The sequence below is a fragment of the Amycolatopsis halotolerans genome (assembly GCF_042647905.1).
Lineage (GTDB): Bacteria > Actinomycetota > Actinomycetes > Mycobacteriales > Pseudonocardiaceae > Amycolatopsis > Amycolatopsis halotolerans.
Map to the genome: position 1 here is coordinate 197306 of NZ_JBHRWI010000027.1, position 21186 is coordinate 218491.

The 21186-nt window shown below is 70.1% G+C and carries 34 protein-coding genes and 1 pseudogene; 8 read left to right on the top strand and 27 right to left on the bottom strand.

The window, feature by feature from the left end:
• Positions 1–4 precede the first annotated feature (4 nt).
• The 7 genes from ACFORO_RS23000 to ACFORO_RS23030 form a co-directional block, all read right to left on the bottom strand.
• On the bottom strand, positions 5–433 hold the full coding sequence (locus tag ACFORO_RS23000) for a minor capsid protein (protein ID WP_377872943.1): 429 nt from the start codon (positions 431–433) through the stop codon (positions 5–7).
• Positions 430–774, bottom strand: coding sequence for a hypothetical protein (locus ACFORO_RS23005; protein WP_377872942.1), 345 nt, complete (start codon positions 772–774; stop codon positions 430–432). The genes ACFORO_RS23000 and ACFORO_RS23005 overlap by 4 nt, the downstream gene beginning before the upstream one ends.
• A gap of 13 nt (positions 775–787) precedes the next feature.
• On the bottom strand, positions 788–1117 hold the full coding sequence (locus ACFORO_RS23010; protein WP_377872941.1) for a hypothetical protein: 330 nt from the start codon (positions 1115–1117) through the stop codon (positions 788–790).
• Entirely contained in the window at positions 1108–1530 is a 423-nt protein-coding gene (locus tag ACFORO_RS23015) for a hypothetical protein (RefSeq protein WP_377872940.1), read from the bottom strand. Before ACFORO_RS23015 ends, ACFORO_RS23010 begins: the two co-directional genes overlap by 10 nt.
• 67 nt (positions 1531–1597) lie before the next feature.
• Complete coding sequence (locus ACFORO_RS23020; RefSeq protein WP_377872939.1) at positions 1598–1825, bottom strand: hypothetical protein; 228 nt, start codon at positions 1823–1825, stop codon at positions 1598–1600.
• Complete coding sequence (locus tag ACFORO_RS23025) at positions 1825–2829, bottom strand: major capsid protein (protein WP_377872938.1); 1005 nt, start codon at positions 2827–2829, stop codon at positions 1825–1827. The genes ACFORO_RS23020 and ACFORO_RS23025 overlap by 1 nt, the downstream gene beginning before the upstream one ends.
• A gap of 17 nt (positions 2830–2846) precedes the next feature.
• Complete coding sequence (locus tag ACFORO_RS23030) at positions 2847–3524, bottom strand: hypothetical protein (RefSeq protein ID WP_377872937.1); 678 nt, start codon at positions 3522–3524, stop codon at positions 2847–2849.
• 135 nt (positions 3525–3659) lie between these two features.
• On the opposite strand from ACFORO_RS23030, the gene ACFORO_RS23035 reads away from it, so the two are divergent.
• Both ACFORO_RS23035 and ACFORO_RS23040 read left to right on the top strand, forming a co-directional pair.
• Positions 3660–3881, top strand: a complete 222-nt coding sequence (locus ACFORO_RS23035) for a hypothetical protein (protein WP_377872936.1) — start codon at positions 3660–3662, stop codon at positions 3879–3881.
• Positions 3878–4159, top strand: a complete 282-nt coding sequence (locus tag ACFORO_RS23040) for a hypothetical protein (RefSeq protein WP_377872935.1) — start codon at positions 3878–3880, stop codon at positions 4157–4159. The genes ACFORO_RS23035 and ACFORO_RS23040 overlap by 4 nt, the downstream gene beginning before the upstream one ends.
• A 238-nt stretch (positions 4160–4397) precedes the next feature.
• Here the strand turns inward: ACFORO_RS23040 and ACFORO_RS23045 are convergent, their stop codons facing one another.
• Positions 4398–6275 carry a phage minor capsid protein gene (locus ACFORO_RS23045; RefSeq protein ID WP_377872934.1) on the bottom strand — a complete coding sequence of 626 codons (1878 nt, stop codon included), beginning with the start codon at positions 6273–6275 and terminating at the stop codon, positions 4398–4400.
• Positions 6247–7845, bottom strand: a complete 1599-nt coding sequence (locus tag ACFORO_RS23050; RefSeq protein ID WP_377872933.1) for a phage portal protein — start codon at positions 7843–7845, stop codon at positions 6247–6249. Before ACFORO_RS23050 ends, ACFORO_RS23045 begins: the two co-directional genes overlap by 29 nt.
• A gap of 33 nt (positions 7846–7878) precedes the next feature.
• Here ACFORO_RS23050 and ACFORO_RS23055 point away from each other — a divergent pair, with 33 nt between their 5' ends.
• Positions 7879–8157 (top strand): hypothetical protein, encoded by a 279-nt coding sequence (locus ACFORO_RS23055; protein ID WP_377872932.1) that lies wholly within the window; start codon positions 7879–7881, stop codon positions 8155–8157.
• On the opposite strand, the gene ACFORO_RS23060 is transcribed toward ACFORO_RS23055, so the two are convergent.
• The 8 genes and pseudogenes from ACFORO_RS23060 to ACFORO_RS23095 all read right to left on the bottom strand — a co-directional run.
• Positions 8117–9379: a PBSX family phage terminase large subunit gene (locus ACFORO_RS23060; RefSeq protein WP_377872931.1), complete on the bottom strand. Its 1263-nt coding sequence runs from the start codon at positions 9377–9379 to the stop codon at positions 8117–8119. The two genes, ACFORO_RS23055 and ACFORO_RS23060, sit on opposite strands and share 41 nt — an antisense overlap.
• The gene (locus tag ACFORO_RS23065) at positions 9372–9866 is read right to left on the bottom strand and encodes a helix-turn-helix domain-containing protein (protein ID WP_377872930.1); all 495 of its coding nucleotides are present in this window, start codon (positions 9864–9866) and stop codon (positions 9372–9374) included. The genes ACFORO_RS23060 and ACFORO_RS23065 overlap by 8 nt, the downstream gene beginning before the upstream one ends.
• A gap of 109 nt (positions 9867–9975) precedes the next feature.
• The gene (locus tag ACFORO_RS23070) at positions 9976–10842 is read right to left on the bottom strand and encodes a hypothetical protein (RefSeq protein WP_377872929.1); all 867 of its coding nucleotides are present in this window, start codon (positions 10840–10842) and stop codon (positions 9976–9978) included.
• A 40-nt stretch (positions 10843–10882) separates the two neighbouring features.
• The gene (locus tag ACFORO_RS23075; RefSeq protein WP_377872928.1) at positions 10883–11164 is read right to left on the bottom strand and encodes a hypothetical protein; all 282 of its coding nucleotides are present in this window, start codon (positions 11162–11164) and stop codon (positions 10883–10885) included.
• A 46-nt stretch (positions 11165–11210) separates the two neighbouring features.
• The gene (locus tag ACFORO_RS23080; protein WP_377873045.1) at positions 11211–11717 is read right to left on the bottom strand and encodes a WhiB family transcriptional regulator; all 507 of its coding nucleotides are present in this window, start codon (positions 11715–11717) and stop codon (positions 11211–11213) included.
• Positions 11717–11875, bottom strand: a complete 159-nt coding sequence (locus tag ACFORO_RS23085; RefSeq protein ID WP_377873049.1) for a hypothetical protein — start codon at positions 11873–11875, stop codon at positions 11717–11719. Before ACFORO_RS23085 ends, ACFORO_RS23080 begins: the two co-directional genes overlap by 1 nt.
• A 20-nt stretch (positions 11876–11895) precedes the next feature.
• Positions 11896–12759 (bottom strand): hypothetical protein, encoded by an 864-nt coding sequence (locus ACFORO_RS23090; RefSeq protein ID WP_377873048.1) that lies wholly within the window; start codon positions 12757–12759, stop codon positions 11896–11898.
• Positions 12647–13111, bottom strand: a pseudogene (locus tag ACFORO_RS23095) (DNA cytosine methyltransferase); the annotation flags it as partial. The gene ACFORO_RS23090 and the pseudogene ACFORO_RS23095, both read right to left, overlap by 113 nt.
• Here ACFORO_RS23095 and ACFORO_RS23100 point away from each other — a divergent pair.
• On the top strand, positions 13037–13291 hold the full coding sequence (locus ACFORO_RS23100; protein ID WP_377873047.1) for a hypothetical protein: 255 nt from the start codon (positions 13037–13039) through the stop codon (positions 13289–13291). The pseudogene ACFORO_RS23095 and the gene ACFORO_RS23100 sit on opposite strands and share 75 nt — an antisense overlap.
• Here ACFORO_RS23100 and ACFORO_RS23105 read toward each other — a convergent pair.
• The 9 genes from ACFORO_RS23105 to ACFORO_RS23145 all read right to left on the bottom strand — a co-directional run bounded on the left by ACFORO_RS23105 (position 13275) and on the right by ACFORO_RS23145 (position 17912).
• On the bottom strand, positions 13275–13790 hold the full coding sequence (locus ACFORO_RS23105) for a zinc finger domain-containing protein (RefSeq protein WP_377872927.1): 516 nt from the start codon (positions 13788–13790) through the stop codon (positions 13275–13277). The two genes, ACFORO_RS23100 and ACFORO_RS23105, sit on opposite strands and share 17 nt — an antisense overlap.
• On the bottom strand, positions 13787–14671 hold the full coding sequence (locus ACFORO_RS23110) for a helix-turn-helix domain-containing protein (RefSeq protein WP_377872926.1): 885 nt from the start codon (positions 14669–14671) through the stop codon (positions 13787–13789). The genes ACFORO_RS23105 and ACFORO_RS23110 overlap by 4 nt, the downstream gene beginning before the upstream one ends.
• On the bottom strand, positions 14671–14907 hold the full coding sequence (locus tag ACFORO_RS23115; RefSeq protein ID WP_377872925.1) for a hypothetical protein: 237 nt from the start codon (positions 14905–14907) through the stop codon (positions 14671–14673). The genes ACFORO_RS23110 and ACFORO_RS23115 overlap by 1 nt, the downstream gene beginning before the upstream one ends.
• Positions 14908–14998: 91 nt before the next feature.
• A complete protein-coding gene (locus tag ACFORO_RS23120; RefSeq protein ID WP_377872924.1) occupies positions 14999–15337 on the bottom strand; it encodes a hypothetical protein in 339 nt (112 codons plus the stop codon).
• Complete coding sequence (locus tag ACFORO_RS23125) at positions 15316–15582, bottom strand: hypothetical protein (protein WP_377872923.1); 267 nt, start codon at positions 15580–15582, stop codon at positions 15316–15318. Before ACFORO_RS23125 ends, ACFORO_RS23120 begins: the two co-directional genes overlap by 22 nt.
• Positions 15579–15947: a hypothetical protein gene (locus ACFORO_RS23130; RefSeq protein WP_377872922.1), complete on the bottom strand. Its 369-nt coding sequence runs from the start codon at positions 15945–15947 to the stop codon at positions 15579–15581. The genes ACFORO_RS23125 and ACFORO_RS23130 overlap by 4 nt, the downstream gene beginning before the upstream one ends.
• A complete protein-coding gene (locus ACFORO_RS23135) occupies positions 15944–16753 on the bottom strand; it encodes a recombinase RecT (RefSeq protein ID WP_377872921.1) in 810 nt (269 codons plus the stop codon). The genes ACFORO_RS23130 and ACFORO_RS23135 overlap by 4 nt, the downstream gene beginning before the upstream one ends.
• Entirely contained in the window at positions 16750–17655 is a 906-nt protein-coding gene (locus ACFORO_RS23140) for a YqaJ viral recombinase family nuclease (RefSeq protein WP_377872920.1), read from the bottom strand. The genes ACFORO_RS23135 and ACFORO_RS23140 overlap by 4 nt, the downstream gene beginning before the upstream one ends.
• Positions 17652–17912, bottom strand: a complete 261-nt coding sequence (locus ACFORO_RS23145; RefSeq protein ID WP_377872919.1) for a helix-turn-helix domain-containing protein — start codon at positions 17910–17912, stop codon at positions 17652–17654. The genes ACFORO_RS23140 and ACFORO_RS23145 overlap by 4 nt, the downstream gene beginning before the upstream one ends.
• 165 nt (positions 17913–18077) lie before the next feature.
• Between ACFORO_RS23145 and ACFORO_RS23150 the strand changes: the two genes are divergently transcribed.
• The 3 genes from ACFORO_RS23150 (at position 18078) to ACFORO_RS23160 (ending at position 19609) form a co-directional block, all read left to right on the top strand.
• Positions 18078–18545 carry a helix-turn-helix domain-containing protein gene (locus ACFORO_RS23150; RefSeq protein WP_377872918.1) on the top strand — a complete coding sequence of 156 codons (468 nt, stop codon included), beginning with the start codon at positions 18078–18080 and terminating at the stop codon, positions 18543–18545.
• Positions 18546–18733: 188 nt separating this feature from the next.
• Positions 18734–19075, top strand: a complete 342-nt coding sequence (locus ACFORO_RS23155) for a hypothetical protein (protein ID WP_377872917.1) — start codon at positions 18734–18736, stop codon at positions 19073–19075.
• 321 nt (positions 19076–19396) lie between these two features.
• On the top strand, positions 19397–19609 hold the full coding sequence (locus ACFORO_RS23160; protein WP_354743480.1) for a KTSC domain-containing protein: 213 nt from the start codon (positions 19397–19399) through the stop codon (positions 19607–19609).
• 8 nt (positions 19610–19617) lie between these two features.
• Here ACFORO_RS23160 and ACFORO_RS23165 read toward each other — a convergent pair whose 3' ends face one another.
• On the bottom strand, positions 19618–19899 hold the full coding sequence (locus ACFORO_RS23165) for a DUF2277 domain-containing protein (protein WP_354743478.1): 282 nt from the start codon (positions 19897–19899) through the stop codon (positions 19618–19620).
• 92 nt (positions 19900–19991) lie between these two features.
• Here ACFORO_RS23165 and ACFORO_RS23170 point away from each other — a divergent pair, with 92 nt between their 5' ends.
• The gene (locus ACFORO_RS23170; protein ID WP_354743476.1) at positions 19992–20933 is read left to right on the top strand and encodes an Ldh family oxidoreductase; all 942 of its coding nucleotides are present in this window, start codon (positions 19992–19994) and stop codon (positions 20931–20933) included.
• The last annotated feature ends 253 nt before the right edge of the window (positions 20934–21186 follow it).

A 21186-nucleotide genomic window follows, 5' to 3' on the forward strand; every position in this document is an offset into this window, starting at 1 on the left:
CCTCCTATTGGCGGTAACGGGTCGGGTGATGCGCCCGAATCTGGTAGGTGTCGGTGTGCAGGTAGCGGCCGTTCTGGTCGTTGCCGCTGGGGTTTGAGGTCTCGCGGGTGATCAGGTGGACGGCGAGGCCGAGTTGCTGCTCGCTGGCGCCGGCGAGCGCGTCGAATGCGACGTCGACCAGCTCGAGCGCGTCGCGCGGGTCCTGGCCGGCCGAGCGGTAGCGGATGCGCAGGCCGTACTCGGCGTCGGCGTCCGTATCGGCAGTGAGCGGGTAGAGCAGCAGCGCGAGCACTCGGGCCGGCTCGGCCGGTACGGCGCCGAACACGATGCCGGTCTCGCCGGGTAGGTAGACCCCGTCGGGTCGGTAGACGCCGGCCCCTGCCTCGGCCAGGTGGCGGGCGAGGATCTCGCCCAGTTCGGCGAGGAAGCTCACGAGCGGGTCGCCTTGCGGATCTGCGCGGCGATGATCTGCCGGGCGACGTCGATCTCGTCGTCGAGCGCGGTCTCGAGGTACTTCGCTTGGCCGTCTTCGTGGTGCCAGGCGGTCTCTTCGTGCTGGCGCACGGCGTACTCGGTGTCGAACGAGACGGCGCCGTCGAGCCCGTCGGTAGTCGCGGTTCCGGTGTTGCGGAGCGCGCCGGTGTCCTTCGGCGCTCGGTTCACGGCGACGCCGCGAACGTGCTCGGCGGCGAGCTTGACGCCCTTCTCCGCGCCGCGGGTGAAGTCCTCGAGGATGAGGTCGCCTTTCCAGTGAAACTCGGTCTTGAGCCGCATGGCGGGTACCTCCCTACGTGAGCGTGATCTCGACGTGCGCGGGCGCGCTGGGATGGTCGAACGTGCTCGAGGTGATGACGGTCGCCGTGCGGGCGGCCGGCGTGCCGGGCCACACGGTCACCTCGGAACCGGCCGGAATCGCCGGGCCGGGGCGAACGACGACGGTCGTTTCGCTGATGGTCTCGGCCCCGTCAGACGCGCGAACCAGTCGGCGCCGGTCCTCGACGTAGGCGCGGCGGATGGTGAACGGCCGACCGAAGCTCGGACCGTACGCGCCGGTGCCGGCGTAGGGCTTCACGGTCACGGTGTGCGGGAGCAGGAACGCTGGCATGGTCACCGCCACCGGGCGACCTCCTGCTCGACCGGGCCGTCGCCGAGGCCGGCGTCGGCGAGTAGCTGCATAGCCTCCGGCGCGAGCCGGGCGGCCTGCGCGCCGGCGGGGGTTGCTGCGGCTGGCGTGTTCGCGCGCGACAGGGTGACGGACCCGATGCCGGTGGAGGTGTAGCGGGCGGCCGCGCCGGTGTTGTCGCCGGTGTCCTCCCACCATGCGACGGTCGCGCATGTGGCATCGCGGACCGCGGCGCGCTTGTCCGGGTCGGTCGGGTATCCGGCGGGGTCGGTCGCGTAGACGGCGGTTACGAGCAGCCAGTCGACGAGCTGCGACGCGCGCGCGAGCGACCGGGCGATGCCGTCGGGCGGGGTGGTGAGGTCGAGCCAGTTCGCGTAGTCCTCGGCGGTTGCGTAGACGCGCGCCATTGCCGCCCCCTTCCTGGGTGGAACCGCGGCCGGTGCCCGGTCGGGGCACGGGCACCAGCCGCGGCGGCTACTTCGCCGGCGTCCGGCGAGGGCTGCGCTTCGTGTCGTCCGGGTCGGCGACCGGCGGCTCGGCGGGCTTGCCGTCGTCCTCTACCGGGGTCACGGTGTAGCCGTGCCGCTGGAAGTAGGCGACCGCGTTCTCGTCGCTGGTCTCGCCGCGGCCCTCGAGGAAGTCGACGCCGGCGACGTGGCCGGTGTAGCTGTCGACGGGGGTTTCGATCGTGTGTCGTGGCATCACTGCACCTTGATGTTGCGGAAGACGGCGGCCGCCTTCGTGGCTTTGAGCGCGATGGCGACCGGGCCGAGTTCGACCTCGCCCTTTTTCACCGCGCCCGGGAGGGTGAAGTCAGGCAGCCACGTCTCGACGAGCTGCGTGCCGACGGTCGCGACGCCGTGGAACCCGTCGAGCCCGACGCGGTAGGCGTAGAGGTCGGTGAGCCCGGTCGCCGCAGTTCCACCAACGGTCCGGCCGAGGATCGGCACAATCGGGTTGTTCGTGCCTGCCTTGGCGCCGGCGTCGGCGAGCAGTACCCCGCCGTAGGTCTCCCGGACCACCGGGCGCCCGTTGACGCCGAGCAGCCCCTCGACGGGGTCGCGGGTGTACATGCTCGCGCGCCGAGCTGCTGCTCGAACCCGGGCGAGCGACTTCGCGTTGCCGATGATCACCGACGGTGCGCCGTCGAGCAGCGAGAGAAACTCGTCGACGGCGTCGAGCGCCTTGTGCTCGGCGCGCGCGTTGGTGTCGAAGTCGGTCCAGTCGGTGACCTGACCGGCGCGAAACTCCGTCGTCGAGCCCACGAGCGCCTTGTCGAGCCCGTCGAAACCGTTGGTGTCGACGGCGGTGTCGCCGTTGATCACGGCATCCTGAAACCGGGTGTTGGCGGCCTTGATCTTCTGCGACATGTTCAGCGACACCGCGGCGGACGCGGCCGGGCCGATCTTGGCGATAACCCGGTCGACCTCGAACGCGCCACCGAGCACGGCCAGGTTGACCGAAAACGGTGCGGTGGTCACGTTCTGCGGCGCGTACTCGGAGTTGAGCGCGCGGAAATCCGCGGTCGGCTGCGTGATCAGCCGCCGGTACCCGTAGGTGAGGGTCGCGCCGCCGCCGGAGGGGTTGACGACGTCGTCGAAGATCAGCGAGTCGAGGATCGCCGACTCTTTCCGGAATTCGTCGATCACGGCCGGGTCGTAGTCGGTCTGTGCGTTGTTCTTGGCCTCGGCCAAGGTCACGGGCATGGAACTCTCCTAGATGCTCAGTTGCCGTAGTGGCGGGAAATGGCGTCCGTGAGCGACTTCGCGGCGGGCTTCTCGCCGGACCCGCCGGCGTGCTGCCCGCTGCTGCGCGGCGGCACCTGGCCGGCGGCGCGCAACTTCGGGTTGTCGGTCACGGCCTTGGCGATCGCTGCGCCGACCTTGTCGGCGAAGTCGGCCGCGGTGGGGTCGAGCTGCTCGACCGCCGAGAGGAACGCGCGCGAGTCGACCAGCGCGGCCGGGTCGGCGCCGAGCGGGCCGGCGGACTTGAACACGGCCAGCTCGACCGCGGCGGCGCGGGCGCGCTGCTGCTCGGCGGTGACCTGCTCGGCAAGCTTCGCCGGGTCCGCCTTGTCATCCTCACCGGCGACCAGGCCGAGAGCCTTGCCGATGTCCTGCGCGAGCTGCTGCCGCGCCTCGTCGGCCGCCTTCGTCTTCGCGCTCGTGCGGTCCGATGCGTTCTCGGCGCGCAGATCGCGCACCATCTTCGCCAGCGTCACCGGGTCCAGCGCGGCGAGTTCGTCCGCGGCCGCACCCGGATCGGTCGGCGCCGGCGGGCTCGGCTGGCCGGTCGTCGACGCCTGCTCGTCGGTGGACGGCTGGCCGGTGGCGTTCGGTTCGCCGGACGGTTCGCCAGTGGGTGCGCCAGCGGGGCCGGTCGGGGTGATGGGTGCGGACACGGTTGCCTCCTGGGCGGTCGTGGGATGGGAAAACTCGGCGCCTGGCCGAGGAAACGGAGGTGTCCACGTTGTTGACACTCGCTACGAATTGCCCATAGAGTGTCAACAACGCGGACATTCGGAGAGGGGAACGAAATGCAGGCACTTTTCGAGGTCGGGCCGCTGCTCGAGGCCGAGGCCATGCGCAAGCACATCGCCGACCAGGTCCCGGGACAGGTCGACATCTGGGAGGCGTGCGCCGAGGTCGCCGCCGAGCGCGCGGTCGCCGAGTCGGTGCCGTTCGTGTGGCCGGAACCCGTCGGCCCTCTGTCGTTCTACGTGCGCGACGAGCTGTTCGGCGGGGTGGTGCTCGCGTGAATAAGCGACGCGACACCAAGCCGGGCGCCGCGAAGAAGACTGCGGTGCCCGGCCGTCATTTCATTGGAGCTGCGGCGCTCGGCGAGCGACTCGGCGTGAGCCGCTCGGCGGTGAGCAAGTGGCGCAAGCGGTACCCGGCCGACTCGCTGCACCCGTTCCCGGAGCCAGACGTCGAGATCGACGACGTACCCGGGTGGGACGCCGAGCGCGTGCCCGAGATCAGGCAGTGGCGCGCAGGTATGCCCGGAAGCGGTAACAGCCTCGAGCAAGCCGACTAGTTCGTCGCGGAGTGTTCGCGCGCATAAGCGGCCTGCCCGTTCTGATATGCCAGTCGCCACACACGCGCGAGCGCGAGAGGCCTCCGCTCGGCGTTCTCCTGGTGGACGCGCTCGGCCGACGTTCGCGGGCCGAGCCACTCGGGCGTATGCCTTGGCGCGTAAGGGTTCGGCGTCGGTGGTGCGAGTCCGTAACCGGCAGCGTAACCCTGTTCCCGGGCGGCGCGGACTTGCTCGACGGTCACTGTAGCCACGACTCACCCCCGGTGCGGAACCGTTCTCCGTTGCCGCCGTCGAGCAACTCGGCGGCGAACTGGTCGAACGTGACCCTACCGTTTTCGTCCCACCACTGTTTTAGTTCGTCGGATGCCCAGCGGCGGGCGTAGTTCTCGTTCTGGCGCCACAGGTTCCGCGTGTCGAGTCCGTTGCGCTGGCCTTCCTGCGTGAGCAGGAACCCGTTTGTAGCGGCCTCGGCAGCGAAGTAGTCGCGTTCGAGCCGCTCGGCGTACGCGGCGCGCGCGAGTTCGTCGAACCCGCGGCCGGTGTAGCCCTCGCGCCTAAGTCGAGCGATGGCGTCCTCTCGGCGCATCTTTTCGACGTCCTTGTCGAACACCTCGGCGTACGCCTGTTCGTAGTCGAGGCCGGTCTCGACGAGCCGGTCGACCTCGGCCCACTTCTCGGGGTCCGGGTCGTCGGCGACTGCGTCGGCGTACTGCTGGTCGGCTTCGCGCCGGTCCAGTTCGGCGAGCACTAGGGCGACGGCGTCCTCGTCGTCGCCGACTTCGGCGAGCCGTTCGGCGAGTTGCTCGTCGGACAGCTCCCGCACGTCGACGGCCGCGGCCTTTTCTGCGGCGAGGCGTTCGGCCTCGCGCCGGCGGTTCTGCTCGGCGTAGATGGCGTCGAGCCGGTTCTGCTCGGCGCTGCCCTCGGCGACCTGGTCGGCGAGCTGGTCGCGCCGGCGTTCGGCGGCTCGGAGGTCGCCGTGTCCGAGGTTGACTTGCTCGCGGTAGCGCTTGCGGTTGAGTCCGGTTCGCTTCACGTGCTCGCGGATCTCGGCTTGCGTCTCGCGCACCCGACGCTCGGCAGCCTGGCGCTCGTCGTCGGTGAGCGCGGCCGCGGCCTTGCGCTTGTTCCGCCGCACCTTGCGCTCGAGCGCGCGCAGGTCTTCCCGGTCCTGCTCGGCTTTCGCGTCGTGCTCGCGGATCTCGTCGGGCTTGGTCACCCCGGGGAGGAACGGCACGAACTGATGTCGACAGTTCGGATGCATGAGCCCCTCGAGCCGCGCCTGCTCGACGGTGGCGGCGACGTCGACGGTGACCGTCTCGTCGGTGAGGGTGTGCTCGACCTGGCGCTCACCGGTCGGACCGGACAGCGCCAACACCCGTCCTTCCCACCGGGTACAGAGTCGGCAGGCATGGCGCGAGCGGGTGATCGTGACCAGCTCGACGCCGGTCTCGGCCATGCGGGCGAGGTGCCCGTCGTTCCACGCACGCGCGGTCGCGGTGCGCACCGCCATCTCGACGTAGCTCGCGAGATTCCAGTCGCGGCCGGCGCGGTCAACGAACCCGGTAACCCCTTGCGAGACAAGCCGATCCCACGCGGCACGTTGCGCCGAGTGGATCGTGCCGGTACCGAGCACCTGATCGGGCGCGGCCGCGGCGACCGCCGTTTGATAGGCGTCCTGCTGCCAACGCAGCACGCGCAGCGGCAGCGTCTCGAGTCGGCTGGTGAGGTCCGCGGCGAGGATGGCGGCCGCCGGCATTCCGGGCACCACGCCGGCGAGCTGCTCGAGTTGCCCGGACGACAGCGCGCCGAGGTCGGCGAGCTGCGCGAGCCCTTGCTCGGCGCCAGCCTGCCACGCGGCGTAGACGGAATCGGCGGCCGCCTGGCCTGCCTGCCCGGTGACCTGTGTCGCGATGCGCTCGGCAGCGAGCCGAAGCTCACGTGCCGCGGCCGCCTTCTGCGCGGCCCACTCGGGCACATCCTGACCGGCGCGGACGCGGCGGGCGATATCGCCGAGCAACCGGGCCTCGGCCTGCGTGTAAAGAGCGACGATGTCCGCGGCGAGCTGCTCGACGACGTCGGCCGGGTCAACTCCGGGCGGGGGTTCCCACGGCATCGGCGGCCCCCTCGACCTCGTTGTCGCCGGGGGCCGGCGGGTCGGGGAACTGGTCGAGCCCGCGGAACGTCGCTGGGTCGGGCACGGTCCGGCCGGACTCCGCGAGGATGGCGGCGACCTCGTCGCGCACCTGGTCGTCGTCCCAGTCGGGGTGAACCATCCGCACCCGCACGTCGGTCGAGGCAGCCTCGGCCGCGCCGAGTGCCTGCACGGTGCGCGCGAGTGCCTCGGGGTCCGGCTGCGTCCGGTCGGGAAACTCGACCTTGGGCAGCTCGGGAACGGTTGCCGTGCCGCCGAACGCGTGTCGATCGACCTCGACAAGCGCGGCGGCGATGTGCGCGAGCCCGGAAGCCCAGTACCGCGCTTTCTTGTCGCGCGTGCGGTTCGACAGTTTCTCGCGGGCGGTGACCTCGGTTGCGGTGATCGAGGCGTCGCCGTCGTTGTCGCCGAGCGTCGCCAGCGAATAGCCGGCGGACCGCAGGGCGGTCCGGGTGATCTCCTCGGCGGTGTCGCGGTGCTCGGCTACCCGGATCGCGAACTGATGGGCTGAAACCGTGAGGGTGTCTGAGCCGCCGCGCGACAGCGCGTTCAACTCGGTGTAGACCTCGCGGTCCTCGTCGAAGCTCGCGCCCTTGCCCGCGCCGTTGTCCTGCAAGTACCCGGTGGGCACGAGTAGCCGGGCCTTGGCGATCCGGACGTCGCGCATCCAGCTCGTGTAGACCTCGTCGAGCGCGTCGAACATCGGCTCTACGCCGTCGAAGTCGGAGCGGCCCAGCGGCGCGAGCTGCGGGGTGCCGCGCCACACGCGGTTAGGGCGGACGTTGGGCACGTAGGCGGCGGTGAGCCGGTTGGTGCCGGTGGCGATGCTGCCCGCGGCGTCGACCAGCGGTGCCGCCCACTCGGTCGCCGGGGCCTCGTCGAGCGGCACGGCGCGGCCGAGTTCGGTCTCGGTGCCGACGTGCAGTGCGTGCACGATCCGGCCCGGTTCGTAGCGCTCAAGGTGGCGCCACACGGCCGGCCCGTCGACGCGCACCCGCGTGTAGAAGGTGACAGCGGAAAGCTCGCCCCAACGCCATTCGGGCACTGCGGCGTCGGCATGGACGGCGTCGAGCATCGCGTGCTCGGCCACGTCGGCATCCCAGACCACGCGCAGGTAGGCACCGCCGAGCGCCGAGGCGATCTCGGCCGCCTCGAGCAACCGCGAGTGCATCGCCGGCGAGTTGAGCGCGAGGTCGAGGCGGGCCTGCGCCGCGGTGTCGTCGACGACGATGCGCGGCGGTTCGGAGAACAGGAGGTCGGCCGACGCGGTCGCGATGTCTGCGGCGAGCGGCACGTGCAACCGCTGTCGGGTCTGGCCGACGGGGATCGGCCGGCCCCAGAAGAACCGGGCGAGCCCGCCCACCAGGCCGCCGCGGTAGGTCGACGGCCGGAGCCGCGGTGTAACGGCTCGTCGGCGCTCGCCGGTGTAGACCTCGACGAGCCGCTCGGGATCACCGGTGTACCAGGCATCCCACTCGCGCATACGCGCGTGCGCGTCGTCGAACGGCGGGGGAGGCCACGAAGACGGCATGACGCACCCCCTTTCACCAGAGCAGGGAGAAACGTGGGATTCATCAAGCAGGCCAAGGCGGATAACGTCGCCAACGAAGCGCGCAAGGCATTCGAGGATGGCCGCTTTTTCTTTGCCGCCCGGTTGAACTGGCCGGCGACGCACCACTTTTTGTCTGGCGAGGTCGCCGACTGGTCAATCCAGATTGAGGCGATCGAGCGCGCGGGATGGGTTCTGTCTGAGTGGTCGGTCGCCCAGGACAAGCAGGACAGACCGGAGGCGTATCCGCTGTTCAGGCGGCGGCGAGAGCAGGCCGCCAGAGTGCCTCAGTAGTCGTCACGGCGTAGCGGCCGCCGTCGAGCGAGTGATCAGCGATCTTGATCGGCTTGTCTTCGCCGGCGGCGGTCGCTTTGTCGTCCCACGAGTAGCCGGGTACCTCGGCGATGAACCCGCGGCACCGGTCGGCCACGCGCAACCGGTCCTCGGCGAGCAGGCTCGACAGGGTCCGGATGCCGTAGGCGACGTCGTTGTCGGCGGCTTGGGTAAGCACGCCGTCGGACTGGAGTTGTACCCGGAAGCTCGCGGCGGCAGGGTCGACGACGACGAACTCGGGCCGGCCCTGTTGGCGCGGGTGGTGGTCGAGGTCGAGCCACTCGCGCAGGCCGGCGGCGAGTTGGGAGTCGGTGAGCCGGGTCCGGGCGTGCGCGGGGTCGTGGCGCCACTCGTCAACCAGGTACAGCCGGTCGTCGGTGCCGAGGCCGAGCGCCAGCGCCGCGGTTGCGTTCGTGGTGCCGTAGTCGACGCCGGCGGCGAGCAGTCGCCGCAGGTCGGGCAGATCGGCCCACGGCACGACGTGCCGATCGGGGTCCCACATGTCGAACACGGCGCCCTCTGCGGCGACCCACTCGCCGAGGATGAATCGGCGGAACCACAAGCCGGTGTACTCGCGGCGGATGCTCGCGCGGTACTCGGCGGACAACGACGGGTTGTCGTCGAGGGTGAACGCGAACGAACGCCAGTCGGGCAGCTCGGCGAGCCGGTCGAGGTAGTCGTGTTTCAGCCAGTGGCCGGGAGTATCCGGGTTCGTCGTGCCGAACAACATCGCGCCGGGAACGCTCATCCGGCCAAGTAGTTGCTTGAAGAACTCGCGGGCAACGACGGTGACCTCGTCGACGTATGCGCCGGCGCAGGTCAAGCCGCGCAACACCTTCTCGGCCTTGCTGTCCGACGCGCCGAGCACGAACACTTGCCGCCCGAGAATCCAACCGGACGGCGCGCCCGCGGTGTAGCTGACGTGGTCGGCGAGTGAGCCGAACAGGGTCGGGTCTTGCAGCGGCGCGAACACGTTGCGGGCGACCGAGTCGCGGGTGCGCCCGACGATGACGAGCTGTCCGCCGCGGGGCGCGTGCGCGACGTAGATCAACCAACGCAACAAACTCGCGATGGTCTTGCCCGAACGGATGGCACCCGACCAGATGTTCACCCGCGCGCGCGACTCGCGCATCGACTCGACTTGCGCCGGCGAGAGCGGCAGGTCGAGCGCGGGCTCACCCATTCGCCGGCCCGGTCGCGATGCCGAGCGCGACGGCGAGCCCGCCGAGCATCGAGCGCGCGCCCTCGGCGCCGGTGTCGGCGTCGACCTGCTCGAGCTTTGCCGCGGCGCTGAGATGCGTCGACATCGCCGAGGCGAGCGCCTTCTCGTCTGGCGCTGGCACGTGGTCGAGCACCTTGGACTCAATGCCGTTGATCGTGGTCGCGGTGAACGTGTACCGGTCGGCCTCGAGCCGGCCGAGGATGCGCTCGGCGCGACCGTAGAGCCGGCCGACGATCTCAGTGCGTCGGGCGCGGTTGTCGACCTGGCGCGCGTGCGTTGCGGCGGCGGTGGCCGAGCGGTCGAAGGACAGACCGAGCGCTTGGGCGATGCCGGTCACCGTGGATGGCGAGCGGCTGATCTCCCGGGCGATGTCGTTGCGTGTTCGGCCTTCGGCGTGCAGTTCGCGCACGCGTTCGCGGTCGGCGTCGGTGATCAGATTGCGTGGCAAGGTGATCACCTCGCCCCCGGGCAGCAGACAGCCCCGGACCGAAGGGGGAGGTAGTCCGGGGCTGTCGGATCGTGGTGCGGGTACAGCTCACCCGCTGCTAATCGCCAGTTTAAGCACAACCGGCCGGTTCGCGGGTTACACGCTTTCGCGCGGGGGTGACGAGCGCAAGGTCGATGACGTCGCCGACGCGGTACCGCGGTCGGCCGTGTTCGTCGGGCTTGCGCTTGTCGAGCTTGCCGGTGCGCGCCCACGTGCGCAGCGTGTTCGCCGACAGTTCGCGGCCGAGCAGTTTCGGCAACGCGCGGGCGATCTCCGCCGCGGTCGCCTCGACGTCGCGGGCGGCGTCGAGCAGATTCTCGCGCCGAGCCTCGACGTCGTGTCGCATTCCGCATTCCCGGCACGCGACGACGGCCCGTTCGGGTCGGGCGTACAGATCGGCCGAGCAGTCCGGGCACGGCCCGCAGTACACGCGCGCCGGCGGCAGGTCGACGGCCCGGCGGACCTGCTCGACGGCGTCGCCGATCTCGTCGACCAGTTGGCCGCCGGCCGGGTGGTACTCGACCCACGACGGGTGGCGGCGCAGCCACGCGGCCATCTCGGGCACGGTGTCGTCGAGGTCGAGCGGTTCCAGCTCGGCGACCGTGAGCGGCGAGCCATCCGGCGCGGTCTCGCCGGTGGGCACCGGTTGGCGTAGGCCGTGCGTCTCCCACAAGTCCCGCACCCACGTCGAGAGCACGTTGCGCACGACGTCGCGGACCTCGGCGGCGCCGACGTTGAACGGCAACCCGGTCTCGGCCGGGCGCGAGCCGACCCGCGGCGGCCCGGTGTTCGCGAGCCGGGCGACGGTGTCCTCGAGTTCGTCGACCAGCTCGGCGACCTCGACCAGATCGGCACGGAGCCGGCCGAGGCAGGAAAGGCACACCGCGCCCCCGGCGGTTGCGTTGGCGCAGAATGGGGCGTCGCACGTGATGATCACGCATTCGAGCATCGAGCCGACGGTGTCACCGACTAATGCGCTACGCTTCGGCGTCGTCCGCGGTGTGGTCGACAAGCACCCATCCGCCGGCGGCACACGGCACACAGTCGACGCCGTCGACCGAGCCGGCCCCGCGGCAGTCTCGGCACAGCGCGTCGAACCACTCGTCGCCCTCGATCGAGCGGTGCGGCTCAACGTCGATGAATCCGCCGTGCGCTCGTGCCAGCAGGCACACGCGCCCCGGCTTGTGCGGGTGTTCGTGACGACAGTTCACCGGGTCACCGGCGATCAGTGTGCTTCGGGCGAATGCGCGTGCGCTCAACGAATCCCCTCAATGTCGAGTTCGGACAGACTACGGCGAGCGTCGCTCACGCGACCGCGGCGAGCGGCTCGTCGGGTTCGGCCTCGGCCGGGACGGGGAGACCGGGAAGCGCTATCACGTACTGACCGGCACCGGCCCATGTGCGGCCGCACCGAACCGGCTCGACGAGCACGTACGCGCGCGGCGCCGTTCCGCGGCGGCGAGCCCTGAGACGGGCGCGGCGTTCGCGTTCGTACTCGGCGTGCGCCGCGGTGCACGCTTTGCAGCGACACCGGTGTTTCGCGTACCGGGCGTTCGTGCCGTGCGCCGGTCGAACTGCGGGCGCGGGGTGTCCGTCCTGCTCGGCAACCTTGGCGCGCTCGTCGGCGTCGAGCCCTCCCCAGATCCCCCACGCCTCCCCAGAGGCGAGCGCGTCGGCGAGACACAGCTCGCGCACCGGGCACTCGGCGCAGATGGCGCGGCACCGGTCGACCTGCTCGTCGGCGGGGTCGATGAAATCGAGGTCGAGGCGACCGCGGCAGGCCGCGCGCGAGCGCCACTCCGGTAGGCGCATCACGCGGCCTCGTCGAGCGCGATGCCGAGTACGTCGAGCAGCCAGGGCAGCGCGGCGGCGGCCTGCTGCGGTACGACGCCGTTGCCGAGCATCCGCAACATGGCATTGCGGGACAGGCCGGGGACGCCGGTCACCCACCCGTCGGGAATGCCTTGCATCCACTCGACAAACGCCGGATTCAGGACTCGCGCGCCGCGCTTCCCCTCGGCGGTGGGTGCGGGGGCGAGTCGCCCGAGTGCGCGCTCCCATCGCTGTACGGCGGGTTCGTAGCCGCCGAAATCCACGCGGTCGGCACTTCCTCCCAGCTCGTGAACTCGTGCGGGAGGATGCCCTGCGCCAGTTCGAGCGCCTGCTCGAGGCTCGCCCCCGACGCGCCGCCCTGCTCGGCTGGCCGTTGCGCCCATCGCACGCTTGTGCGTTTCGTCCCTGTGCGTGGTGTCGGCAGTAGCGCGAACGCCGTCGACGGCAGAGTCGCCCCGCCCCTGCTGTCCCTGTAGTTCGGGCTCCCGCTGCGTCCGTCGGATGCCTTCGGGGTCGGGAGCAACAGCGTCGCGTCGGTGAGCGTCGTTCCGCCGTGATGTCCGCTCGTCGATCGGTTCGCGGTCGCGTTGCGGCTGGCCTTCGCGTCCGTCGCCGTCGGGGTGGGCAACAGGTGCACCGTCGTGCGCAGGTCCGCGCCTCCGTCCCCATGGCTGCCCGGCCCGAACCGGTCCGACGCGGTCGGCGTCGGCAGCAACATCTCGTTGATCGCCTGCGACAGCGGCGGCGTGAAGCCCTCCCCCGCCCGACGGCCCGGTGTGCCTGTGTCGCTCGCCCGTGGCGTCGGAAGTAACGCCCCGTGTAGGCACGTCTCGTCGCCGCGCTGGTTCGGTCCCTTCTCGTCCCTCGAGGTGGGTGTCGGCAGCAACGACGAAGACGCGGAATCGCCCGTGCGGGGCGCCCACGTCGGCAGCGCGTAGGCCACACCACGCCGCGTCGTACCCGAGGTCGGCCAGGTCGCCAAGTACGGCGCCGAGTGCCCGCAGAACATGGCTTGTGTCATCTCCCAGACACCACGGGCACGGTTCCACGTGGCTAGCGGCTGGTGCACTGAGCAACCCCCGGACGTTCTCGGCGATGACCAGCCGAGGACGGAGGATGCTCACGGCGTAGGCCATCTGCGACCACAACCCCGAGCGGGTGCCGGGGCGCAGACCGGCCCGCTTGCCCGCCGCGCTCACGTCCTGGCAGGGAAACCCGCCGGTGAGCGCGTCGACCGGGTCGACCTGCGACCAGTCGACCGCGGCAATGTCACCGAGGTTCGGCACACCGGGCCAGCGGTGCTCGAGCACCCGGGAAGCGTCGGGGTCGATCTCGGCGTGCCAGGAGACCGAGCCGCCGAGTACGGCCTGCACACCGAGGTCGAGCCCGCCGTACCCACTGAACAGAGAACCGATCCTCATGCGGCACCGCCGGAATACGTCGAGCCGGTGAAGACGCGCGCGTGCGCGCGGCGACGCCGGCGACCGGTCGCGTGCGTGGTCTCGTCGTTGTTGTTCATCGAATCCCCCGAGGTGTTCAGCGTGTGGACGTGAGCGCGTCGGCGAGCCGCGCATCGTGCGCGGCCTGTTTGGTGAGCGGCTTGCCGCCGGGGCCGGTGCACGGTGCACCCGGTTGGGCTTTGCACCAGGTGCACGGCACAGCGAGGAACGCGCGGCGGGCTTCGGCTTCGGCCTCGGCGTGCTCGGGGTCGACTCCGCGGGTGATGGCGAGCGCCGCGGTGACGCGGGCGATGCCGTCGCGGATGGCGCGCAGATCGGGCCGACGATCGGCGGCGTGGGCTCGCAACTCGGCGGTGTGCCGACGCTCGGCGACGTCGCGACGAACCGCGCGCCAGTACTCGACGATGTCGGCCGGCATGACGGTCTCGCCGTTGTGCCGGTAGTGCTCGCGGACCGCGGCGCCGGCGACGTCGGCCGGGACGTCGTCGAGGATGCCGGCCCACATGGTGAGCACGTCCGGATCGGGTTGCGGCACTTTCGGGTCGACGGCCGAGGCCGCGCCGAGCAGCGCGGCGACCTCCGTGCGGTTCACGAGTTGCCCCCGCTGGCGACGAGCAGCTCGACGGGCTCGCCATCGGTCGGCGCTGACTCGGCGGCGAGCGCGAGCCACCCGCGGATCTTCTCGCCCCGGGCGCTACGCGGTGTCGGGGAACGGGTCGACGGCTGCTCGGCGTGCCGGGTGGCCTTGACCGCGTCGTCGTACAGGTGTGGCAGCAGACCGGGCCGAGCGTCCGGTCGGCGGTCCCACTCGTCGAGCGCGGCTCGCAACGGGACCAGCGCGCCGCCGTCGCGCAAAATGCCGTCGACCTGCTTGGCGAGCGCGCGAATCGTCGCCGGCCGATAGGCGGCGCCGGTCTGGTCGCGCCAGGACGTCACCAGCCGGTAGGCGTCGGGCCGAGACGCGGTCGCCGAGAGTTCCGCCGCGGTGGTGGTGCCTCGCGTGTGCGGGCGCGCGTGACGGCTCGGTTCCGTAGTTCGGTTCAGTAGTTCCGGTTCACCTTGGGGTGTCGCTGTGACACCCGCGTGGGGTGCCTGTCCGACACTCCCGGTGTGTCGCTCTGGCACGGGGGGAGTGTCGTTCTGACACTCGGGGGTGTCGGTGTGTCCCTCCCCTTGGGGTGTCGGTGTGGCACCGTCGCCGGGTCGGTTGAGCATGAGGCGGTACTCGCTGGACGTGTCGGCGCCGGTGCCGCGCTGGCGTCGGGTGCGGGCGATGAGCCGTTGCTCGACGAGCGTGTCGAGCCCGCGCTGCACGGTTCGGCGCGACGCCTCGGTCTCTCGCGCGAGCGTGGTAAGTGACGTTGTGGCGTAGCCGTCGCGATTGGCATGCTCGGCCAGGGCGTAGAGCACGAGTTTCGGCATGGGGGCGCCGACCTGTTGCTCGGCGGCCCAACGCAGGGCTTGAACGCTCATCAGACCCCCGCGGCGTCGTACTCGTCGGCGATCACGAAGAAATCAACGTCGAGCAGCGCGGCGACCTGGTTGAGGGTGTCGCCGCGCCGGCGAGCGATCCGGACGACCTCGAAAACCTCGCACGGGTGCAACTCGTCGTAGGCGCGTCGGCCGTTGAGTGCGGCCTCGACGGCGAGCGCGTCGAGCTTGCGCACCGGTGCGGCCGCGGTCCTGGTGCCGGGAAATTCGATGATCACTGGTCCCCCTGGGGCGGTGCAGTGGCGGGCGCGCTTCACCGCGCCCGCCACTGGTCGGTGACGTGCTTCGTTGGATAGAGCGGGTGGTCGGCTACGTGGCCGAGGCGGTGCCGCGGGCGATCCACACCCGGTTACGGCTGGCGCGCCGGCTTCGCCGGCGGCTTCGGTACTCGCCGCACGGCATGATCAGCCGACGGGCGGCCCACGTGCCGAGCACGGACGGAAGGACGTTCGGCGAGTGCGGCTCGACGTCGTTCGGGACTGCCTTGCGAATGTCCTCGGCGGTGAACGGCCGGCCTTCGCGAACCAGCTCGGCGAGCACTGCCTCAGCGGCGGCCCGGTAGTCGCGGTTCACGGCGACCGCGGCGGCGAGGTTCGCCTCTTGACCGTCGTGTCGGTCGGCGAACCCTAGGGCGAGCTGGTCGGCCATGGCTTCGTTCCTTCCCACGCGCGCGACCGGATCTCGCGAGCCCACTCGGCCAGGTCGGCGAGTAGCTCGCGGTGCCCGGACATGTCGTAGACCCGCTGCGCCGGCGTCCGCACCGCGACCACCGGGCACATCGGGCACATTGGGCAGCAAGGCGAGCAGTCGGTCGGGTCGCAGCAGCCGGCGCCGAGGTGTTCGGCGCAGCAGAAGACGACGCGGTCAGCCGGTACGAGCGCGGACGCGGTCACGCGGTCACCTCTCGCAGGGCTGAGCGCAGCATCGACAGGTGTTGCTCGGCGCGCACCGCGCGCGCCTTCCACTCGTCGGCCGCGGCGAGCTGCTGCCGGATCTCGCCGAGAGTGAGCCCGTCGAGCGGGTCGACCTCGACCTCGGCGGCCGGTGTGGTCCGGTGCTTGTTCAGGTGCGGCCGGATCGAGTGCATGTTGTCCGAGGTGTAGTCGCAATGCAGGCACCCGTACGTCGTCGACCCGTCGGCGAGCAGCAGCGTTCGCGTTTGCCGCCAGAGCACCGGCGCGCCACCCTTGGCGCGCATCGGTGCCTCGGTCGGCTCGTCGGCGATCACCTCGAGCCCCTTCGCACTGGTCGCGGTCATCGCTCACCGTCCGGGGCGTCCGTCGGCGCGGCTGGCCAGTCCTCGACGACTTCGGCGTCGACGACGTCCTCGACGGTGGGCAGGGAGACCGGCGCGGCCGGAGGCGTCTCGGGCGATGGCCCGTCGGGCTGCCAAACGCGTTCGGCGCTGGTCGGCACCCACTTCGCGAGCTGGTGCGCGGCCGACTTGAGCCACATCGCTTTGGGGTTCCACTGCCACGGCGAGAACGGCGAGTCGGCGCCCTCGGCCTTGGACAGAATGACGGCGATGTCCTCGGCGGAGAGCACCGAGACGTTGCTCGTCGCCCCGTCGCGCATCTTCGCGTAGGCGTAGGCGAGGACCAGGTCGCCGCGGTCGGCGCGCCAGTTGATCTCGTGCACCGGCCGGTCGTGCTCGCCCGGGTTGTAGGCGAACGTGTCGTGTTCGCGCACCACCTCGACCTTGACCGACGACACCGCGCCGGCCCGGTACATGAGTTCCACCTCGCCCTGATACCCGGTGATGCCGACGACCTCGGGACCGCGCTTGGTCTTGCGCGGCACTAGGTAGTACTGCTCCGTACCTGGCTCGAGACCCTTGCGCGCGGCGTCGAGAAGTGCGACAAGCAACGACGTCGGGTTCTTCTCCGCGGCGTGCGCAAGCTGCGGACTCCGGCGCAGGGCACCGGTAGCGATGCGCAGCCACGTCTCGGGCTTGATGTGACTCGGGAGCACCGTTGCGAAGTCCGTGCGGTACTTGCGCACCAGCGCGGCCGGCGAGCTGTCCCGCTGCTGCGCGACGGCCGACGTGACGGTCTGAGTGGTCATGCTGCGGCGCTCACCTTCTGCGGTGTCGAACGGATGGGAGACGGGCGCAGCGACGGCGGCGAGTCGCCGGTGCCCGGTACGCGGATGGCGATCGACTCGCCAGCGACCACGGCGCGCCGGCCGGAGCCGAGCGCGTCGAGCACCTCGGCGGCCGCCCGGCGCTTGGCGTCCTCGGCGGCCTTGTGCTCTGCGACCGCGGCGCGGTAGCACTCGGCCAGCGTCGGGGCGATCTCGACCTCGACGTCGTCAATGAGCGGATGCAGTGCGCGCACCGTGCGATAGGTCGCGGTGTGCTCGTCGATGTCCGGGCGCTCGTCGCGCTCGAGAGTGTCGAGGAATTCCCGGGCGGCTTCGCGGAGCACGGAAACCTCGGCGATGTTCCAGTCGACGACGTACTCGCGGTAGTCCGAGCCGGAGATCAACACGGCGATGTGCGCGCGGGACAAGCCGAGCGTGTCGAGCTGCCACAGGGCTTGCGTCCGGTAGTAGATCGGCACCTCGTCGGTACCCGGCTCGCCCCACTCGTCGGCGTTGTGCGCGGTCTTGACCTCGAGCAACGCACGAGCGGTCAAGCTGGACAACAGCCGGTCGGGCGTTGCAACCTGCCACCGGCGCGCACGGCTCGCCCACGTCCCGGACCTGCGCACCCGATACTCGGGGTGCGCCGCGGCGAATGCGCGGGCGATCGGGTCCTCGAGCCAGCGACCCCACCGCATGACAGCGTTGTCGTCCGCTGCGCTCGCGGCTCCCTTCTTTCGATGCCACAGCGAAAAACGCGATTCCCACGGCGACAGCCCGAGTACGGCGGCGACCTCGGAACCCCCAAGCGCGGACGCGCGAGCGGCGAACCATTCGGCCGTGCCGGGCTCGAAGGTGCCGACACGGACAGCGGCGGCGCTCATCCGACTACGCCCGTGCGCTCGTGCGTCGAGGCGATCTCGCCGACGGTCACCTCGAACACCGTGTCGAACGGGATGTCGAGCCCGTTAATGGTCGCGGCGATGAACTCGTTTCCCGGCCACTGCTCGCCGTCGAGCACGCGCCCGACGGTCGACTGACTCACGCCGAGGGCCTTCGCCAGCGCGTACCGCGACCGCAACCCCTTCGCGGTCGCGACCTTACTCAGCGCATCCGGTCGGATGCGGACGTGCGATGTCACAGACAGTTCCCCTCTGCTTCCGTGTGTGGAAGATCCCTAACCCCTGGGAAGATCGACCATACGTGCAGATGGGACGCCGTTTCAACGCTTCCGTGTGCGCAAGTATTCGGACGAACGACGTAAGTCGGGTTCCGCTAGTTCCGTATGCGGAAGTAACATTGCGTCATGGCTGACGGGCAGTGGTGGACGTACTTGCAAGCGCAACTTGACCGGCGAGGCTGGAAGCCGGTGCACCTGTCCCGGGCGGCCGGCGTGTCCGAGAGTCGCATCTCGGATTGGCGAAACCGCGGCTCACCACCCACGATCGGCAACGCGCGAGCTGTCGCCGAGGCGCTCGACGAGCCTCTCGTGCCCCTGCTCGTCGGTGCCGGCCTGCTCACGGTGGAGGAATCGAGGCAGGGTCTCGCCGCCTACTCAGTGCGCGAGCTGCTCGACGAGATCGACATCAGGTTCAAGCGCGTTACCTCGGAAGTTCCCCGTTCGCCCGTGAAACATCCCACGTCTACCCCCGGTAACTCTCTCCATCTCGTCGCCGACAGCCCAGACGTAGAACCGATGAGAGTTCAACAAGAACGCGAGTGGCTCAGCGACGCCGAACGGCCCGACGAACCCGGACCGGAGACCGGCGCCTGACTTCCCACCGCTTGCGTGTTTGGGGAGGAACACGCATGGAATGGGGCCGACGGTACAACCCGTACAGACATGCCGAGCATCTCGGCGCCGAGGTCATCGTGTCGCCTGCGGTCGCCGGGTGGGGCGCTTACCGGGGTGGCTTGATTCGGCTTAACCCGATCTTGAATCAGGTCGAGGCACGGTGCACGGTGGCTCACGAAATCGTCCACCACGAACGACGCGACGACGTCCTCGGCTATTGCGGTGTGGGTTGGCTCGACACGCGACTCGAGCGGCAGGTGCACGCCGTCGCAGCCCGGCGACTGATCACCGTTGCCGAACTCGCCGACGCGGCGCTCTGGTCGGACAATGCCGGCGAGATCGCCGAACAGCTCGTCGTGGACGCGCGGACGCTGTACGTCCGGTTGCTCGATCTCTCTGCCGGGGAGTACCGCGAGATCGGCAAGCGAACACGAGGAAGGGCTCGCCGTCCCCTCGCAGAGCTTCGACGGTTCGCCGCTCGGAGCCTCCCGGGGTTCCAGCAGGCATAACTCAAGATCAAGTCCACTACACTCGCTTGGGGGTCATTCGTTCGCTGGTAAGCTGCAAAGAGCCAGGTGAGCACAGCGCTAAGTACCGCTCAGCTTGAAAGCGTCCGTAGGGAAACCTACCGGGGGTTCAAATCCCTCCGCTTCCGCTTGACGCCTCGAGTGTCTGGCCCCGGGTTCCGCGTTCGTGCGGGAGACCGGGGCTGTTTTCTTCGATGGGGCGGGTCTGCCGAAGGTCAGCGGGCCGGGCCTGATCCGCGGTGTCGGTTCCACCGTGATTCGGCTACCGGTATCCGGCGGTCGCGCGGGTACCCTGGCCGTGCTGTGCGCCGGGTTCCCGTGGAGTCCTCCGTCATTCGCGACGTCGGCTACGACGCCGCGAAGTCGGTGCTGGAAATCGGGTTCCGCAACGGCGGCGTCTACCGCTACCACCTCGTGCCCGCGCGGGTGCATCGCGCGCTGATGGCCGCCGACAGCCCAGGGCGCTACCTCAACCGGGAGATCAAGCCGAAGTTCCCTGGGCAAGCCGTGGAGTGATTGCGGCGTCAGGCTTTCTTGGCCTCGCGCAGGGCGATCCTCGCCTGGACCTCCGGGCGGCGCAGCGGCGGCACGGTCGCCGGCGGCTGGCGGCGTTGCGGGAGTTCTTCCAGCAGCCGCGCGGTGATTTCGGTGATTTCGGCGACCGCCGCTTCGAACGGTTCGCGCGTCGCGTCCGAAAGGGACTGCACCCCGGTCACTTTGCGCACGTACTGGCGTGCCGCGGCTTCGATCTCGTCCGTGGTGGCGGCGGGCTGCAGGCCGCGGAGCGTCGTGATGTTTCGGCACATGTGCCTCAGGGTACGTCTCTGCGGCTCACCGCATCACACTCTAGGGCCAACCTCGTTGACGGGGTCCGAGATCGCCCGGCAACCTTGATGAAGTGCCCCTCAGACCGCGTGCCCCCCGGCTCAGCCGCCCCGTCCCGGAAGTTCCCGCCGACACCCCGATTCCCGAGCAGGCCTGGCAGCGCGTCCCCGCCGACGAACTGGTCACGCTCGTTTCCGTTGTCCTGATGGCACAAGGCTTTCCCGAGGAACGCGCGCGTCCGGCGGCGGAGGCGTTGTGCCACGGCGATCTCACTGGCGCGCCGGAGACTGGCGTCGGGGAGTTGACTCGGGTGCATCTGCCCGCGATCGAAAGCGGATTCGTCAGTCCTGGTGCGCAGCCGTTGCTGATCGCGGATCGCGGGGCTGCGGCGCTTGTCGACTATCGGCGCGCGTCCGGGCTGTGGGCGGTTGGCGATGCGATGGATCGGGCCGTGCAGCGGGCTGGGCGGTTCGGGGTCGGGTTGCTGTCGTTGCGTGGGGTCGGGCCGTTTGGGCGGGTTGGGCATCATGCCGCGCGGGCGTTGCCGCACGGGATGATCGGGATTGTCATGGCTGCTGGGGGGTATGCCGATCAGCCGGTTCATCCGTTGGGGATGGCTGCTCCCGCCGGGGCTTATCCGGAGTTCGTTTTTGACGTCGACCTTGCTGATACCGCTCGCAATCCGCAGTTTGCCGGGTTTGCGTTGATGGTCGATGTGCTGGCCGGGGTGTTGTCCGGGGTTGCTGATCACGAGCATGACACCGGGTTGCTGGTGCTCGCGATCGCGCCTACGACGTTGCGCAGTGCTGATGGGTTTTATCGGGCGGCCAGTGCGGTGTTCGGGAGCATGCTCGGGTGGGAGGGCGGGACTCCGGTTCGGTATCCCGGGTGGCGGGAGGCTCAGTATTTGGAGCAGTGCCGGGCGTTGGGGGTGCCGTTGTCTGGGGCGGTGCGGAGGCAGTTGGATTCTTTGGCGTTGAAGGTGGGGTTGCCGCCGTTGACCACTGTGGGGTGATGCGGCTCGTCGCCTGGCGGCGACATCGGCCCTGGCGTGCGTGAGGCACCCCGAAGGTTGATTGTGCTGACGGTCTGGGGGTGCTTGTCAAGGCGGGAAAGATGCCTTGACAAGCACCCCCAGACCGCAGGGAGGCTTCGTATCGGGGTGCGGGGGAGGGTCTGGGTGCCTCGATCGTTGGGTGCACCGGCTGCGGTTTCGGGTTGGGGCTAGCGCCCCAATGTGGCGTTGGGTGCGTCAGATGCACCGAACG

Bases quoted from the DNA above. Each gene is read 5' to 3' on its own strand.
- ACFORO_RS23060 (WP_377872931.1), bottom strand. From the start codon at position 9,379: ATGGGTGAGCCCGCGCTCGACCTGCCGCTCTCGCCGGCGCAAGTCGAG.
- ACFORO_RS23035 (WP_377872936.1), top strand. From the start codon at position 3,660: ATGCAGGCACTTTTCGAGGTCGGGCCGCTGCTCGAGGCCGAGGCCATG.
- ACFORO_RS23135 (WP_377872921.1), bottom strand. From the start codon at position 16,753: ATGACCACTCAGACCGTCACGTCGGCCGTCGCGCAGCAGCGGGACAGC.
- ACFORO_RS23165 (WP_354743478.1), bottom strand. From the start codon at position 19,899: ATGTGCCGAAACATCACGACGCTCCGCGGCCTGCAGCCCGCCGCCACC.
- ACFORO_RS23025 (WP_377872938.1), bottom strand. From the start codon at position 2,829: ATGCCCGTGACCTTGGCCGAGGCCAAGAACAACGCACAGACCGACTAC.
- ACFORO_RS23005 (WP_377872942.1), bottom strand. From the start codon at position 774: ATGCGGCTCAAGACCGAGTTTCACTGGAAAGGCGACCTCATCCTCGAG.
- ACFORO_RS23050 (WP_377872933.1), bottom strand. From the start codon at position 7,845: ATGCCGTCTTCGTGGCCTCCCCCGCCGTTCGACGACGCGCACGCGCGT.
- ACFORO_RS23150 (WP_377872918.1), top strand. From the start codon at position 18,078: ATGGCTGACGGGCAGTGGTGGACGTACTTGCAAGCGCAACTTGACCGG.
- ACFORO_RS23045 (WP_377872934.1), bottom strand. From the start codon at position 6,275: ATGCCGTGGGAACCCCCGCCCGGAGTTGACCCGGCCGACGTCGTCGAG.
- ACFORO_RS23110 (WP_377872926.1), bottom strand. From the start codon at position 14,671: ATGAGCGTTCAAGCCCTGCGTTGGGCCGCCGAGCAACAGGTCGGCGCC.
- ACFORO_RS23120 (WP_377872924.1), bottom strand. From the start codon at position 15,337: ATGGCCGACCAGCTCGCCCTAGGGTTCGCCGACCGACACGACGGTCAA.
- ACFORO_RS23130 (WP_377872922.1), bottom strand. From the start codon at position 15,947: ATGACCGCGACCAGTGCGAAGGGGCTCGAGGTGATCGCCGACGAGCCG.
- ACFORO_RS23020 (WP_377872939.1), bottom strand. From the start codon at position 1,825: ATGCCACGACACACGATCGAAACCCCCGTCGACAGCTACACCGGCCAC.
- ACFORO_RS23080 (WP_377873045.1), bottom strand. From the start codon at position 11,717: ATGCGCCTACCGGAGTGGCGCTCGCGCGCGGCCTGCCGCGGTCGCCTC.
- ACFORO_RS23140 (WP_377872920.1), bottom strand. From the start codon at position 17,655: ATGAGCGCCGCCGCTGTCCGTGTCGGCACCTTCGAGCCCGGCACGGCC.
- ACFORO_RS23085 (WP_377873049.1), bottom strand. From the start codon at position 11,875: ATGCAAGGCATTCCCGACGGGTGGGTGACCGGCGTCCCCGGCCTGTCC.
- ACFORO_RS23015 (WP_377872940.1), bottom strand. From the start codon at position 1,530: ATGGCGCGCGTCTACGCAACCGCCGAGGACTACGCGAACTGGCTCGAC.
- ACFORO_RS23090 (WP_377873048.1), bottom strand. From the start codon at position 12,759: ATGACACAAGCCATGTTCTGCGGGCACTCGGCGCCGTACTTGGCGACC.